A 14,927-nucleotide genomic window follows, 5' to 3' on the forward strand; every position below is an offset into this window, starting at 1 on the left:
GGGCAGGCCTATCGCCTTTTCGGCGCGGGCAAGGCGGCAATCCGTTCAAACGCCGCCACCTGCTGCGCGGTATCGAGCACATGTTCTAATCCCATCGCCCGGGCCAGCCGCAGCCGGTCGCGGCCATGTTCCAGCAGCTCTTCATCAAATACATCGCCGCGGCGGCGCAGGATCTTGCGGATGTGGCGGGGAACCTGCTCCAGTGCCAGTGCGGTGCGGGCGCAGTGGAAGCGCCGGCATACAGCCGGTCTCCTTTCATGGATCGAACAGCCCTGCCCCGTCAGATAGACGCAATTCCCCGTCGCCGGGTCACGCTTCAGCGCAGGCACGGCCCGGCCGGGGTAGAGCGCGGATTGGATCGGTTCCCATCGGTAGAAGGACAGATCATCCCCTGCTTCGGGATGCAGGATCACCTGGTCGCTCCGGCAGCAATGGATGCAGCCATCGCAAGGAATGGCGTTCTGGTCCATGTCCATGGCTCGCCTTCCAGTTCGGTAATGTAGAATCAACTTCGATAATGGCACATGAGATCTGAACGGTCGAGTGCTGCCATCGTCCTGGCATACTGCCCAAGCGAGGAACCGCGATGAAGGATCTGTCCCATCAAGTTGCCATCGTCACCGGCGCCAGTTCCGGCATCGGGGCCGCCGTGGCGGACCGGCTGGCCCGGTCGGGCATGCAGGTCGCCCTGGTGGCCCGCAGCCAGGACCGGCTGGAGGAGCTGGCCGCAAAACTGACGGCCGCTGGCGGCCGGGCCCGTGCCTACGCCGCCGATGTCACGCAGGAAGATCAGGTCGACAACATGTTCGACGCGGTTCGCCAGGACTTCGGCGCGCCGGACCTGCTGGTCAGCAATGCTGGCATCGCCGACAAAACCCCGCTGGAGGATTTGAGCCTGACGCGGTGGCGGGAAGTGCTGGATGTCAACCTGACCTCCGCCTTCCTCTGCTGCCGGGCGGCGGTCAGGCTGATGAAGCCGCGACGACAGGGGCGCATCCTGCTGATCGGCAGCATCTCCGCCCTGGTTCCACGCGAACATACGGCAGCCTATACGACGACCAAATTCGCACTCGACGGGCTGACGCGGTCCATCGCGTTGGATGGGCGCGAATATGGTGTCACGGCCGGCATCATCCATCCTGGATCGACCGTGACCAATTTCGTCCCCGGTCTGGATCGTATGACAGCCGAACAATCGCTGCGCCCGGAACAGGTGGCGGAACTTGTCCATTGTATCGCCGCGATGCCCGGCGAAGTGAACGTGTTGGAATCCGTGATCCTGCCGATTGGTCAGCCATTCCTGGGTCGGGGATGACCATCCCGCCTTACCTCCCTGCCCCCGGTCAACACCCCTTCCCCCCGGGCGGCAGCACCGGGGACACCAGGCCCGTGTTCCAGTTCCAGGGCATGGTGCCGGCCGCACGGCGCCGGCACATGGCTGTTTCGTGCAGCTTGAACATTCCCGGCATCAACTGCCGGCCCGACGTCGGGCTGTCGATGAAGGCCATGTAGCCTTCATCCTTGCCGTAGACAGGCCAGTCCGGCTGCCCCTTGGCTACCGGCTTGCCGTCGCGGGCAAAGCTGGCCCAATAGTCGGTCATGGCGGCCGACAGGCTGCGCTCGGCAGGCGTATCCGGCGCCTTGGGCCAATATGGCGGCGTGCGGCCCATGGTACCGAAAACATACGGTATTTCGGCAGCATGGAAGGCGTTCAACCCCTTCTCATCCGACGCCGGATACGCATGGTCGAACAGGTAGTAATAGCCTTGCTGCCCCTGCGCAGTCTGGCTGCGCACCAGCCGTTCCGCCGTCCAGGCATAAAGCGCATCGCGCGTGACCGCCAGCATGCTTTCCTCCAGATTGCCGGACGGATATAGCCGCAGGAACAGATCGGTCAGATCACCATATTTTTCGGCGATGGTCCTCTCATAGCTGGCGGCATCGGCCGGCTTCGGCGGCAGCAGGTGACGCAAGGTGCGGATTTCCCCGCCATTGAACCCGGCCAGAATGGGAACCGGCGCCTGTTCGCCCCTGTCGAACACATCCACCAGCTGACCCGTCAACACCTTGCCATCGACGGTGCCCAGCGGGAAATAGTTGAGCCTGGCCCCGACATCGACCAGGGCCTGCGCATCCATGGCCCGCATCGATGCCACATCCGCGGCACCCGCCTGCGCCATCATATAGGCGCCGATCGCCTCTGCCGCGAACTCCCCATGGTTTGGCTTTTTCAGTTCGGGGCCTGAAATCATATAGCCGCTCTGCACGATGGCCTTGGCGAACAGACCTTTGGCCAGGGGCGACGCCATCAGGTACATGACCGAAAGGGCGCCAGCAGACTCCCCCGAAATGGTGACATTGTCGGGATCGCCCCCGAAGGCGGCAATATTCTCGCGGACCCAGCGCAGGGCGGCAATCTGGTCCAGCAGACCATAATTGCCGGAAACCCCATCGGGATTCTCCGCGCTCAAGCCGGGATGCGCCATATAGCCCAGCACGCCCAGCCGGTAATTGATGGACACCACCATCACACCCCGGGCGGCCATCTCCGTGCCGTCATACATCTCCCCAAAACCGCGGCCGTTCAACAGCGTGCCACCATGGATCCAGATCAGGACGGGCGCCTTGGTCACCCCCTTCGGCGCGGTGATATTCAGGGTCAGGCAGTCCTCACCCGTGGTTTTGGGCGGGTTGGTATAGACACTGATGGCAGTCACGGTCGGCTGAACACAGGCCAGCCCAGGCGACGCGGCATCGCGTACCCCCTGCCACGTCGCCAGCGGCTGTGGCGCTTTCCAGCGCAGCGGCCCGATGGGCGGCTGGGCATAAGGGATGCCATTGAAGACAAGCCGGTCACCGACGGCGCGCCCTTCCAGACTGCCCGCCGGGGCATTGACCATCGGATTGTCGCCGGCCATTGCAGAGAGGGTCAACAAGGCGACGGCGGCAACGGTGCCAAGGGTGCGGAAGAAACGCATCAGGAAACTCCTGTACCATTCGCTTCCGCCTTCAGCACCCGGGCCAGCAGCAGATAGAGCGCGATGGCCAGGAAATAGAAGGGGGTCAGCGTGTAGAAGGCGAGTTGCAGGGAATTATCGGGGTTGCCGGCCCGGAAATAGTCACTGGCCGCCCCCAGGTAAGTCGGACCCAGGCCCAAACCGATCAGGTTCATGACCAGCAGCAACAGGGCGCCGGACATCACCCGCTGATGGGGCTTCACCTCTTCCTGCACCAGTGTCACAGCCGGCGACAGGAAGAAATAATTCAGGATGGTCGGACCGACCAGGAACAGCAGTGCCAGTTCCCAACCCGGCGCCCAGACGAAGCCGATGAAGAACGGGACAGAGGCGGCAAGGCCCAGCGCTGGAATATAGGCATAGGCCTGCTTGGACCGGGCGCTGTACCGGTCAATCAACCGGCCCGACGCAAACATGCCGATGGAAATGCCGATGCCGATCAGCAGCGCGTAGTAAAGCGCCACCTCCTGCAGGCTCATCCCCTTTTCCCGCATCAGGAACAGGACGGTGAAATTCATCACAGCATAGGTGACGAACTGCGTGGCGCCACCGGCCAGGGAGAGCAGCAGCAGGGAACGCCGTCCGAAGAACATGGCCACCGTCTCCCAGAAGCGTGCCTTGGCGGGCGCCGATACAGCCATCGCACCGGCAGCCGGCAGGTCCAGCCCACCGCGCTTGGGCTCCCGGATGGTCGTCCAGACGACAATCGCCGCCCCGACGCCGAACATGCCCAGTACCACGAAGGCGCTGCGCCAGCTGTAGGCCGCCGCGATGGAGGCACCGAAAGCCACGCCCAGCGCCTGGCCCAATGGCGGGCCCAGATTGAACAGGCCCAGTGCCGTGCCCCGTCGGCCCGGCGGAAAATAATCGGTAATGATGGCATAGGAGGGGGGGACGCCACCGGCCTCCCCCACACCGACCGACATGCGGGCCAGCACCAACTGCGGATATGTCGATGACAGACCGCAGGCGACGGTTGCCGCACTCCACAACGCACAGGCGATCGACAGGACCCGCACCCGGTTGGTGCGATCGGCCAGCCAGGCCACCGGAATGGAGATGGTGCAGTAGAACAGCGCGAAATAGAGCCCGCTGATCAGTCCAAGCTGCCCATCCGTGACGCCCAGATCATCCTGGATCGGCTTGGCCAGGATGGAAAGAAGCTGCCGGTCCAGGAAGTTCAGCACATAGACAAAACACAGCGCACCCAGCACATACCAGGCGCGGGCGTCCGGCGGTGGGGCCATGGTGGATGACGATGTCTGGGGCACATTGGTCATGTCTGGACGCTCATCGAAGCTGCGGAAGCACGGGGGAGGCGGCAGAAGAATTCATCCACCAGGGAACGAACGTCTTCCGCCGGTAGCCTGACATTTAATCAGAAGGCTTTGCGCAGGTTGAGCGCCACGAAACGGCCGATGGGATTATAATTACCCCCGATGCCGTCCGTTGCGGGAAAGAAGGGCGGCTTCCGGTCGAACAGGTCATTGACCTGCAAGGCCAGCTGCGTGCCGGACGTCACGCCGCCGTCGGGCAGTGTCCAGGAGATGCGCAGATCGACGGTCGTATAGGGATCGGCCTTGTACTCCCCGAGGCCGGTCGGCGTGCTGTAGGTGCTTTTAACGCCCGTCCGGTAATTGATGAACCCGATGACACCAACCGGACCGGCGACCGCCCCCAGCGAGGCCCGTGCCGTCGCCCGGGCAAGCCCCAGATTCAGGCTGTTCGAAATCGGCGCGCCCGGCGACAGTTGCGTGTCGAATTTCAAGATGTAATTGCCGGCCAGACCGGCAAAGACCGCGCCGAAATCCGTCGGATGCCGCCAGCCAATATCAAAATCCAGACCATTGGTCTTGCGGATACCGAAATTACCAAGTCGCTGGTCCAGCACATTACCGATCTGGGGCAAGGGTGTCGGCAGATTGACCGGCGTCGCCTGCGCCAGAAGGGCGGCAAGCTGTGATGCCGACGGGTTGCGGTAAACGATCGACGCCAGCGTCGGGTCGGAGAACATCAGGGCGGCGGCCGGGACGCCGATGGCATCGGTAAAGCGGATATCATAGAAGGTGGCGCTGGTGCGCAGCTCCGGCAGGAAACCGGGCAGCCAGTCGATACCCAACGAATAGGTACGGGCCTTCTCCGGCTGCAGGTCGCGGTTGCCGCCCCGGAAATAGACGGTGTTGACCTGGTTGGCGCCGCGCGTCGGGTCACGGGCGGCAACCGCCGCCGAGGCCGCGTCAAGATAGTAGGCGCCGACGGTCGCGCCCACCTGCCGCATGCCCGGTGCCCGGAACGATCGGCCATAGGTACCGCGGACAGTGACACCTTTGATCGGGTCCCAGTTGAAGCCGATCTTCGGGTTCTTCGTCGATCCGAAATCACTGTAATGGTCATAGCGGCCCGACAGGGACAGCGAAAGGCGATGCAGCAGCGGCGCCTCGTTATCCGCCCCGACCACAGGCGCGAAAATCTCACCAAAGACGGAATAGATATTCCGGCCAAGATCTTCCGGAACGGGGAAGAACCCGACAAATCCTTGCTGCTCGAACGTCTCTCGACGGTATTCGGCACCAGCCGCGAATTTCAATTCGCCCCCCGGCAGGTTGAACAGCGGGCCATCGACCTTCACGGCGCCCAGCGATGTGCGCTGTTTGACCGTGACACTGGTGGAATAGTCGGTGATGGCGGCGGCAACGGCAGAGGCCGTGCGCGTGCCAAATGGGTCCAGGGCCGTCGCCGTCGTCGTGCCCGCGGCAGCGGCCGCCAGCGCGTAGGGGTTCACATCAGGAATGAAGGCGTCGTTGGTGGTCCAGCCGAAGGTGCCATAGGCGCTGAGATTGAGGTCACCCGGCAGGGATACGTCAAGGCCGAGCGTGGAATTGCCGACCTTGGCCCGGTCCGTGTTCACGACATGGTCCGACCCATAGAGGTTATCGGTTCGAAACAGGACCGTCTCGCTGGTGGCATTGGTACCGGGCGGCGCCACGAAAAACGGATTGGTATTGCGGATCGTCACCGCCTGGATGGCCGGGGCCGCCTGGATCTTGTCCTTGCGGTCGGAATAAAGCAGGTCGCCCCACACGGTCACATGCTCGCCCAGTTCCTGGCGACCGGACAGGAAACCACTATGCATGCGTGTCCGGGGATACAGGTCAACCGTCGCACCATTGTCGCAGTAATTCGTCGTATTCGGCGCGAAGGCAGGGGCGGCGTATGTGACGGCACCGGTCTGCGGAATCAGGACGTTCGGCGTCGGGCAGTTGGTCAGTCTGGTGTCGACACCGCCATAGGGCCGGAAATCCAGCACCCGGTAATCCCGGTCGGCCCCCGTGATATTGTCGTTCTGCGTATATTGATAGGCCGCCAGGAACGACCCGGTGCCCCAGTCATCACCGACCAGGGTACTGGCATAGGTCGAATGATAGCCGTCGGCGACGCCGTAGCGCACATCGGCTTCCGCCCCGGAGAAATGCTGGCGCGTGACGAAGTTCACCACGCCGGCGATCGCATCCGATCCGTAGACCGAGGATGCGCCATCGGCAACCACCTCCACCCGTTCGATCGCCAGACCTGGCAGATGCGGATAGTCTGGGTTGGTGTCGTTGGCAGCCGCACCGACCAGCCGGCGGCCATTCATCATGACCAGTGTCGCGCTCGCTGGCAACGCCCGCAGTCCCGGCGCGAAGGGCCCGAAGCCGGCGCTGCTGGCACGCGGAGCCGTGTTGAAACTGTTCAACTGCGGCACGCTGGCCAGCAGATCGGGCGTGGTCGGGGCTCCGACAGCCTCGATATCTTCGCGGGAAACACTGATCAGGTTCGAACCGGTGGGCGGCACGCCCCGGATTCTGGAACCGGTCACGATGATTTCTTCCAGAACATTGTCGGATGTATCCGGCGTCTGCGCTGACCCAGCCGACGCCGATGTCAGCATCAGGACAACAGAAGATACCCCGGACAGCGTGAGATGCCGCGCGGATTTCCAGCCCTTCGACATGTGATCTCCTCCCTTATTTGATTATGGCTTTTGCAGTTCGATATCCCGAACCCGGCCGGGCCGTCAAGTTCATTCATTTAGTGATAAATGAAATTGTTGGCCATGAACGTCATCGCTTGACCGCGCAGGGGTCCCGCACGCATCGTCTGGCCTGAATGATCGGGTGGATGGCGTCCTATCGGGGTGCATCCCGTCAGAAAGGCTGAAGGGTATGGCAACGGAGCCGAAACCAGCGGGTCGCCGCACGCGCGCGGAACAGCGGGCGGCGACCTTGAAACTGATCCTGGATACAAGCGAGGAGCTGTTCGCCCAGCTCGGCTATTTCGGGGTGACGATCAAGGATGTCGCGGACAAGATGGGCATCCATCCCGCGCTGATTCATTACTATTTCGACGGTAAGAAGGCGCTGTTCGACGCGGTTTTCGACCGTCGGGTACAGTACACCGTCACCACACGCACGGCCGCCCTGGCGACCTATGAGGAGGAGACGGGCGACAATCCGACCGTTGAAGGGGCGCTGCGGGCCTATTATGACGGGGCCTTCGACATCTATATCAACGGCGGCGAAGGCTGGCGCAATTTCGGCCGCATCTTCGCCCAGGTCAACAATGCGCCCGGTTACGGCGCGGAAAAGATGGACGCCTATTTCGACCCGTCGGTAAGGCGGCTGGTGGGCATCTTGAAGAAGGCCCTGCCCGAAGCGCCACTGGAAGACCTGTTCTGGTGCTTCCAGTTCACGTCCGGCGCCTACACGCTGATCCTGTCCCGCACGGGACGTATCGACCGATTGTCTGACAATCTCTGCACCTCCGATGATTTCGAGGCCGCCCGTGAAAGGTTCGTCACCTTCATGGCGGGCGGGTTCGAAGCGTTGTACAAGCGCCGGACCGCAGCAAAGTAAGTGGGGCCGCCGTGTCTGCTGGCCGGCAGCCCTTTTGGTCAGACAGGCGGCAACCGGGCGTCGCGCAGGGCTGCCCGGCGGACCTTCCCGGCCTCGTCCCGCAAGGGCTCCTGCGTGAACTCCACGCTTTTGGGCAGCTTGTAGCGGGCCAGCCGTTCAGCGATGAAGGCCAGGATCTCCGCCTCGTCCAAGGCGGTGTCCGCCAGGGGCTGTATGATGGCATGGACGCGGGCGCCCCATTCCTCATCCGGCAGACCGATGACGGCACTGGTCCGCACTGCCGGATGGGCATCAATGGCTGCCTCCACCTCGGCTGGATAGATATTGGCACCGCCGGATATGATCAGGTCGTTGCGCCGGTCGGAAAGGTAGAGATAGCCCTCCGCATCCACGCTGCCCAGGTCACCCGTCGACTCCCACTCACCCACGCGCTTTGCCGTGCTGCCCAGGTAATGGTAGGTGGACCCGGCACCACCATTGGGGCGGAAAAACACCTCCCCGACTGCTCCGGCGGGGCATGCCCGGCCTTCCCCGTCCAGGATTGCCAACTCATAACCGTCGCGCACGCGCCCCACCGATCCACGGTGAGCCAGCCAGTCCGTGCCGGAAATCATGGTCGAGCCAATGGCTTCGGTCGTGCCGTAATATTCATGCACCCGCCCGCTGCCCAGCCAGTCGATCCACGCTTCCTTCAGCCAGGGCGCGCAAGGGGCCGCCATGTGCAGCATCATGCGCAGGCTGGGCAGGGTGAAGCGCGACAGGACCGCCGGCCCAAGATGCCAGATGCGGTGCATCATCGTCGGCACCAGCGTCACCCACTCCACCTTGTGCGCCTCGATCAGCTGCAACGCGCGCAGGGCATCGAAGCGCCCCATCTCCACGATGGTCGCCCCGACGAACAGGCCCATGGACATGCAGTGGAACGGGGCATTGTGATAAAGCGGTCCGGGATTGAGGATCACATCACCCGGAACCTGGCCCAGAAACCCCTCCTGCGGGTTCCATCGTGCGGGCATGGCATCCACGATCACCTTCGGCCGCCCCGTCGATCCACCACTGGTCATGGCCTTCCAATACGGGGATACAGTCTCCGGCAAGGGATCGGCCGCATATTGGTGCAGCGCGTCCGGATCAATTGCCAGGGCCGGGATGCCAGGACCAGGCGGGGTACCAATGAACAGACGGGGGCGGACGATGTCCAGGATCGTCTGCATTTCCAGCTTGGGCAGCTTGGCCGCCACGATGTTCGGTATGGCGCCCAGCTTCCAGATCGCGAAGACCGTCTCGTAAAAGGTGGCGCCGTTGGGCAGCGCCACCGTCACGAAGTCCCCCTGCTCGACCCCGTGCGCCGCCAGCTGCCGCGCCCGCTGGTTGGAGCGCGCATCCAGCGCCGCGAAAGAGATGGAGGCATCGTCCAGGATCAGGGCCACCCGGCCGGGAGATCGACGCGCATGGTGGGTGAGAATGGAACTGAGGGCGACACCATCATTCGACATTACGGCAACTCCTGACTTGTAACCTCCCCGCCACCCCTTCTTTTCTGCGCATGCCTGCGCACGGGGGCCGACGGCTCGCGGACGCCATTTCATTAACTTAGTGATAAATGAATGAAAAGCAAAATCCGATGGGCGTCCTGCGCGCAAGACAAACAGGCCTGGCCGCCAACCCCGGTGGTCGGCAGCCAGGCCCGGAAATTCCAGAAACATTGTTTGGATGGGGCGGGCAGCCGGGATGGGCCAACGCCCGCCATTACCGGCTGGCGGTCAATCCCGCGCTGCGCGGGGGCGCTCTGGTCGGCCGGTCGGCGGGCAGCACGCGCCGGAGCGCCAGGGTCCGGGTCAGTTGGTTCACCTTTGCCGCTTCCATTTCCGCCAGGATGGGGGCGGACCGCCGTTCCTGCATCAGGTCCAGCAGATCCACCAGGATTTCGGCATCGGTTTCGTTCAACAGGCGCGCCGCGTCCTTGGGCTTCATGTTCTCATAGATCGACACAAGCCTTTGCAGGTCGGCCCTCGCCATGGCCGCGCGTCGATCCAGCAGGGTCGACACGTCCTGGCGTGCCTGTTCCAGGCGGGCAATCTGCTCTGCCGCCTTCTTCTCTGCGGCCGCCAGCATCTGGGCCCGCAGGTCCAGTTCGGTCTGACGGTCGGCCAGTGACCGGCGCTCGGCCGCCAGCATGATGGCCAGGGCCGGATCACAGCGCGCCGGGGTCGGTCCCTCCGACGATACCGTGGGCTTGGCGGCGCCGGCGGCCAGCAGATCGGTATAGCCCTGCATCAGGGGGATGGCCGCGGCGGGCGGCGGCGACATGGTCTCCGGACCAGCCACCTCCGCCGCAGCGCCGCCGACGCGGGCCACCAGGGTGGTGGCATATAAGGGAATGGCCAATGCTGCGACCGTAGCGGCCGTCGGCAGCAGGCGCGGACGGAAAGTCACGATCCGCTCCAGCTTGGCTTTGTCAAAGGCCACGGATGGTCTCCCTGAACAGGCGCATGGCCGCGCGTTCCCCCGGACCGGCGGGCATGCGCGGCGATGCGATGGGTGTTGAAGCGGCGGCGGGTGTCGGCACCCGGCGCGGCGCGGGTGGCGCCGGCGGCACGGCGGCCGGCGTTTGCGTCACCAGCGGGCCCAGCCGATCCAGACTTTGGCGGGCGATTGCGCAGGTCCGGTCGATCTCCTGGTGCAGCCGTTCGGCCTCATCCATCGTCCGGCCCAGATCGGTGGCCAGATGCTGGGCGGACTGGCGCAGGCTGGTGACGGATCGTTCCGCCCCATCCACGGCATCCGAACAGGCGCGCAGCAAGCCGCGCAGTTCCGCCTGGGCACCGCGCAGGGCCGCCACCCGTCCGTGCAGCCGCGCCAGCACGAACAGGGTGCCCGCGAACAGCACGGTCAGGGTCAGGCTGACCAGGGGCGCCAGGGCCTCAACGCTGGGTAAGGCCATGGATCACCTCATCCTGTCCACCCAGGTCGGTTTCGATACGGATGGCGATGCGGCCGTTGCGCTGGCCCATCTCTCCCTGGAACATCGGGACGTGCCCGCAACTCAGAGTAGCCCGGGCATCGGTACGCGTATCCAGCGTCAGCTGCGTGCCTGGCTTCCAGGTCAGGATGTCGGCCAGATTGACCGTCGCTTGCCCCAGCACGGCGGACAGATCGACATTGGTCCGACGCAGCTCGCTTTTCAGGTGGCTTTCCCACATGCTGTCACGCCCGAACTTCTCCCCCATGAACTGCTGCAGCAGGACATTGCGGACGGGCTCCAGTGCGGCATAGGGGATCAGAAGGCTGACCGAACCGCTGCGCCCGTCCAGTTGGGCATTGAAGCTGACCTGCACGGCAGCATTGTTGGACCGGGCGATGGTGGCGAACAGCGGGTTGGTCTCGATCCGTTCGGCGACGAAATGCACCTCCGTCAGGGGGGCGAAAGCACTGGCCAGATCGCGCAGCACCATCTTGATCACCCGTTCGGCCAGTGCCCGCTCGATCACCGTATAGGGGCGCCCGTCGATGGGAGCCGGTTCGCTGCGCCGGCCCCCCAGCAGGATATCGACAATGGAATAGATCAGTTCGCTGTCGACGGTCAGCAGCAGGGTGCTGTCCCATTCCACCGCCTTCACCACGGTAATCAGGGAAGGCAACGGAATGCAGGACAGGAAATCACCAAAACGCACGGCGGCGGGGACCACGCCCGTCACCTCCACATTGCCCGATGTCAGGTTGCGGAAGCTGGAACTCATCATCCGCACCAGCCGGTCGAAGATCACGTCCAGCATGGGCAGCCGGTCGTAATTCACAAAGCTGGAATTGACGATCTGGTCGATGACGCTGCGGGGTGCCACACCTTCCGCCGCATCGAACTGCATCAGCCGGTCAATTTCCGACTGGTTCAGCATCTTGTCACCCTCGCCCGCCAGCATGCTTTCCCAGGCGCTGTGGACATCCTCACCATCGGCACCTTCCATGGTCGGATCACTCATCGCAGGCCTCCTATTGCAGGATCAGGGTGCGCAGTAGCACCGCATCGACCGGGACCGGATCAGCGATATTCCGCACCCGGCGCAGCAGTTCCGCCCGGAGATTCTCCACCCCCAGGCGACCTTCCAGATCGTTTTCGTCCAGGGTGCGCAGATATTGCTGCATCTCATCGACCAGCACCGGTTCCATCTGGGCCAGCTTTGGCTGCTGCTCGGGCGCGGTCTGCAAGGTGACGCCAATCTTCATCAGCTTCACCGCAGCCGTGCTGCGCAGATTGACCGTCAGTTCAGGCAGAACGACGAAGCGTTCCTTGGGTGCAGCCGCGATGACCGCCTTTTCGGCCTCTCCATCGGCTTGCATCCGGCCAGCCGTCAGGCCGCTGACAAGACCAAGAATGAAGACACCCGCAATGACATAGAGTTTCTTTCGGGTATTCGGAGCCGACGACGGAAGACGTTTCTCCAATCGGTCAAATGTACTTTCAGTCATTCTTGACCTCACGACAGATCAATTACAAATCCAGTCGATTCTTCTCCAATTTTCCGATCACCACCTGCCGCCATTTTTACGCCCGTTAAAAGAGCCTCGGCTAAGGTGCTGTTCAGTCCACGGGTTGACCATACCGGGGCTGGTTTCCAGAAACGTTAAAGAGCCGAGGCACCAGGGTGGCTAACCTCCTTCAGAACCTGATGGCACTTGGACCGCGACGGCTGGTGACGCTGGGCGTGATCGCGGCGGCGGTGCTGGGATCGGTGGGCGTCGTCGCCTACTCCGTTTCCAGGCCCACCATGGGCGTCCTTTATGCGGGACTGGACGACGCAGAGGCCGGCCGCATCCTGGCCCAGCTTCAGACCCTGAACGTCCCGCACGAGGTGGGCAGCGAAGGCGGCTCCATCCGTGTGCCCGTCGACAGCATCGCCCGCATCCGCATGCAGCTGGCCCAGCAGGGCCTGCCCAGTGCCGGTGGCGTGGGATACGAACTGTTCGACAGCCAGGGGGCACTGGGCCTCACCTCCTTCATGCAGAAGATGAACAAGCTGCGCGCGACGGAGGGCGAGCTGGTCCGCACCATCCAGACGTTGAACGGCGTGAAGTCGGCCCGCGTGCATCTGTCGGTGCCGGACACGGACAGTTTCCAGCCACAGACGTCCGCCCCAGCCGCCTCTGTTGTGGTGCGGTCGGTGGCGGCGGGGCTGGATCGGTCGCAGGCGCTGGCGGTCCGGCATCTGGTGGCCGCCGCCGTGCCGGGCATGCGGCCGGGTGCAGTGACCGTGATGGATGCCAATGGCGTCGTCCTGGCCGCTGATGGGGAAGCCGCCGACGGTCTGGCCCTGGTCCGGGCGGAAGAACTGCGCGCCGCCGCCGAACAGCGGCTGGCCCGCGCCGTGGAAGAAATCCTGGTGCCGAAATTCGGCCCCGGCAATGTGCGGGTGCGTGTCGCCGCGGAGATTGATCTGGGCCGGGAAACCCTGCGCGAACAGATTTTCGATCCCAATGGCCGCGTCGAACGGTCCGTGCAGAATGTCGCGGAGCATGAAAGCTCCCAGGATCAGGACACGGAAACCCCGACCACGGTGGAAGAGAACCTGCCGCTGGAGGGTGTCAATCAGGGTGCTGCCACCGGATCGCGCCACCAGACGGCCCGGGACGAGGAAACCACCAATTACGAGATCAGCAGCCGGCAGCGCGAACGGGTGCAGGATGCGGGCGACATCCGCCGGCTGGCCGTCGCTGTCGTCGTCAACGGCACCTACAGTACTGCGGCCGACGGCTCCAGCCAGTACCAGCCCCGCAGCGAGGCGGAATTGCGTCAGGTGGAGAATGTGGTTCGCACCGCCATCGGCTTCTCCCAGACGCGCGGGGATCAGGTGACGGTGGAAAATCTGCAATTCCTGGCCGAACCGGTGGCAGCATCGGGGATGATGCCCATCACGGATGCGGGGCCGGCGCGCGGCTGGCTGCCCTGGGCCGTCGCCGCCCTGGCCGTCACCCTGCTGCTGGGGTTCGCCCTGCGTCCCCTGCTGGGTCGCACCATCACCGGCCTTGTCCCCGCCCCGGCCCTGGCGGGTGCCGGCGCACCGTCCGCCCCACAGGTGTCGTCCGATCCCGCAACAACCCAGGCGCCGCAGCTTGCGCATGAAGCCGCACCCGGCACCGACCTGGCGGCAGCCGACACGTCCGGGGAAGTCTATGAGGGTGAGGAGGAGATGGAATTTGACGAACTGATCGCCCTGCGCTCCGTCGAAGGTGGGGTCAGTGCCATGGCGTTGCGACGTCTGGCGGCCCTGGTCGACACCCATCCCGAAGACAGCATCAGCGTCCTGCGCAGCTGGATCTATGAGGGGGCACCGTAACCATGCGTCCTTTCCTGTTCGACACCCATTTCCCCGGCGACAGCAGCGCCAATACAGCCACTGTCGCACCGGACCCGGTCCTGCAAACCGGTGGCTTCACGGAAGAGGATCTGGCCGCCGTCCGCGACCGTGCCTACAAGCAGGGCATGGAACTGGGCGAACGCGACGGGTTCGAGCGTGGCCAGCAGGCCGCCCGACAGTCACTGGAAGCCCAGCGCAGCACAGCCCTTTCCGCCATCGACAGCGCCATCCGCGCCGCAATGGCCGACCTGACCGGCTTTCACCGCCGCCTGGAACATGACGCGGTGCGCGTCGTGACCGCGCTGGTGGCGCGTCTGGCCCCGCCTCTGCTGGATGCGGCGGCCGATGCAGAACTGGATCTGCTGGTCCGCGACATCCTGCGCGCCGCCATCGGGCGCCCGCGCCTGGAAATCCGGCTGGCCCCGTCCGCCCTGGACCGTATCGATACAGAGATCGACACCATCGCGGCTGAATCCGGTTTCAAGGGCGACGTGCATCTGACCGCAGACGCCACCCTGTCCCCCGGTGCCGCCATGGCCGACTGGGGCACGGGCGGGGCTGAACATGATCCCCGCGCCCTGGAACGCGCACTGGGCGATGCCATCGCCATTGCCATCAGCCGCCTGACCGTCGGCACCCGCGCGTCGCGCTGACCGCCCCCC

General features: G+C 64.3%; 13 protein-coding genes. 4 read left to right on the forward strand and 9 right to left on the reverse strand.

From position 1 onward, the window contains the following. Window positions 1-8 precede the first annotated feature (8 nt). Window positions 9-470: a YkgJ family cysteine cluster protein gene (locus ACODTW_RS02550; protein WP_488944307.1), complete on the reverse strand. Its 462-nt coding sequence runs from the start codon at window positions 468-470 to the stop codon at window positions 9-11. A gap of 116 nt (window positions 471-586) precedes the next feature. Between ACODTW_RS02550 and ACODTW_RS02555 the strand changes: the two genes are divergently transcribed. After that, window positions 587-1,315: an SDR family oxidoreductase gene (locus ACODTW_RS02555; protein WP_488944308.1), complete on the forward strand. Its 729-nt coding sequence runs from the start codon at window positions 587-589 to the stop codon at window positions 1,313-1,315. A 28-nt stretch (window positions 1,316-1,343) separates the two neighbouring features. Here the strand turns inward: ACODTW_RS02555 and ACODTW_RS02560 are convergent, their stop codons facing one another. From ACODTW_RS02560 to ACODTW_RS02570, 3 genes are all read right to left on the reverse strand, one after another. After that, entirely contained in the window at window positions 1,344-2,978 is a 1,635-nt protein-coding gene (locus ACODTW_RS02560) for a carboxylesterase/lipase family protein (RefSeq protein WP_488944309.1), read from the reverse strand. Then, a complete protein-coding gene (locus tag ACODTW_RS02565; protein WP_488944310.1) occupies window positions 2,978-4,297 on the reverse strand; it encodes a spinster family MFS transporter in 1,320 nt (439 codons plus the stop codon). Before ACODTW_RS02565 ends, ACODTW_RS02560 begins: the two co-directional genes overlap by 1 nt. A 98-nt stretch (window positions 4,298-4,395) precedes the next feature. Continuing rightward, complete coding sequence (locus ACODTW_RS02570; protein ID WP_488944311.1) at window positions 4,396-6,876, reverse strand: TonB-dependent receptor plug domain-containing protein; 2,481 nt, start codon at window positions 6,874-6,876, stop codon at window positions 4,396-4,398. Between the two features lie 346 nt (window positions 6,877-7,222). Between ACODTW_RS02570 and ACODTW_RS02575 the strand changes: the two genes are divergently transcribed. Further along, window positions 7,223-7,912: a TetR/AcrR family transcriptional regulator gene (locus ACODTW_RS02575; protein WP_488944312.1), complete on the forward strand. Its 690-nt coding sequence runs from the start codon at window positions 7,223-7,225 to the stop codon at window positions 7,910-7,912. 38 nt (window positions 7,913-7,950) lie between these two features. Here the strand turns inward: ACODTW_RS02575 and ACODTW_RS02580 are convergent, their stop codons facing one another. The 5 genes from ACODTW_RS02580 to ACODTW_RS02600 all read right to left on the reverse strand — a co-directional run bounded on the left by ACODTW_RS02580 (window position 7,951) and on the right by ACODTW_RS02600 (window position 12,250). Continuing rightward, complete coding sequence (locus tag ACODTW_RS02580) at window positions 7,951-9,408, reverse strand: AMP-binding protein (RefSeq protein ID WP_488944313.1); 1,458 nt, start codon at window positions 9,406-9,408, stop codon at window positions 7,951-7,953. Between the two features lie 253 nt (window positions 9,409-9,661). Then, window positions 9,662-10,381: a MotE family protein gene (locus ACODTW_RS02585; protein WP_488944314.1), complete on the reverse strand. Its 720-nt coding sequence runs from the start codon at window positions 10,379-10,381 to the stop codon at window positions 9,662-9,664. Continuing rightward, window positions 10,371-10,856, reverse strand: a complete 486-nt coding sequence (locus ACODTW_RS02590; protein WP_488944315.1) for a DUF6468 domain-containing protein — start codon at window positions 10,854-10,856, stop codon at window positions 10,371-10,373. Before ACODTW_RS02590 ends, ACODTW_RS02585 begins: the two co-directional genes overlap by 11 nt. Beyond that, window positions 10,837-11,892 (reverse strand): flagellar motor switch protein FliM, encoded by a 1,056-nt coding sequence (gene fliM, locus ACODTW_RS02595; protein WP_488944316.1) that lies wholly within the window; start codon window positions 11,890-11,892, stop codon window positions 10,837-10,839. The genes ACODTW_RS02590 and fliM overlap by 20 nt, the downstream gene beginning before the upstream one ends. Window positions 11,893-11,902: 10 nt before the next feature. After that, entirely contained in the window at window positions 11,903-12,250 is a 348-nt protein-coding gene (locus tag ACODTW_RS02600; RefSeq protein WP_488944317.1) for a flagellar basal body-associated FliL family protein, read from the reverse strand. A 329-nt stretch (window positions 12,251-12,579) separates the two neighbouring features. Here ACODTW_RS02600 and fliF point away from each other — a divergent pair, with 329 nt between their 5' ends. Together fliF and ACODTW_RS02610 are read left to right on the forward strand one after the other, a co-directional pair. After that, window positions 12,580-14,244: a flagellar basal-body MS-ring/collar protein FliF gene (gene fliF, locus ACODTW_RS02605; protein ID WP_488944318.1), complete on the forward strand. Its 1,665-nt coding sequence runs from the start codon at window positions 12,580-12,582 to the stop codon at window positions 14,242-14,244. A gap of 2 nt (window positions 14,245-14,246) precedes the next feature. Further along, window positions 14,247-14,918 (forward strand): FliH/SctL family protein, encoded by a 672-nt coding sequence (locus ACODTW_RS02610; RefSeq protein ID WP_488944319.1) that lies wholly within the window; start codon window positions 14,247-14,249, stop codon window positions 14,916-14,918. The last annotated feature ends 9 nt before the right edge of the window (window positions 14,919-14,927 follow it).

This window comes from Niveispirillum sp. FG148 (genome assembly GCF_057809655.1).

Excerpts from the sequence above, each read along its gene's own strand:
- ACODTW_RS02550 (WP_488944307.1), bottom strand. The coding sequence starts at position 470 with ATGGACCAGAACGCCATTCCTTGCGATGGCTGCATCCATTGCTGCCGG.
- ACODTW_RS02555 (WP_488944308.1), top strand. The coding sequence starts at position 587 with ATGAAGGATCTGTCCCATCAAGTTGCCATCGTCACCGGCGCCAGTTCC.
- ACODTW_RS02560 (WP_488944309.1), bottom strand. The coding sequence starts at position 2,978 with ATGCGTTTCTTCCGCACCCTTGGCACCGTTGCCGCCGTCGCCTTGTTG.
- ACODTW_RS02565 (WP_488944310.1), bottom strand. The coding sequence starts at position 4,297 with ATGACCAATGTGCCCCAGACATCGTCATCCACCATGGCCCCACCGCCG.
- ACODTW_RS02575 (WP_488944312.1), top strand. The coding sequence starts at position 7,223 with ATGGCAACGGAGCCGAAACCAGCGGGTCGCCGCACGCGCGCGGAACAG.
- ACODTW_RS02580 (WP_488944313.1), bottom strand. The coding sequence starts at position 9,408 with ATGTCGAATGATGGTGTCGCCCTCAGTTCCATTCTCACCCACCATGCG.
- ACODTW_RS02590 (WP_488944315.1), bottom strand. The coding sequence starts at position 10,856 with ATGGCCTTACCCAGCGTTGAGGCCCTGGCGCCCCTGGTCAGCCTGACC.
- fliM (WP_488944316.1), bottom strand. The coding sequence starts at position 11,892 with ATGAGTGATCCGACCATGGAAGGTGCCGATGGTGAGGATGTCCACAGC.
- ACODTW_RS02600 (WP_488944317.1), bottom strand. The coding sequence starts at position 12,250 with ATGCAAGCCGATGGAGAGGCCGAAAAGGCGGTCATCGCGGCTGCACCC.
- fliF (WP_488944318.1), top strand. The coding sequence starts at position 12,580 with ATGGCACTTGGACCGCGACGGCTGGTGACGCTGGGCGTGATCGCGGCG.
- ACODTW_RS02610 (WP_488944319.1), top strand. The coding sequence starts at position 14,247 with ATGCGTCCTTTCCTGTTCGACACCCATTTCCCCGGCGACAGCAGCGCC.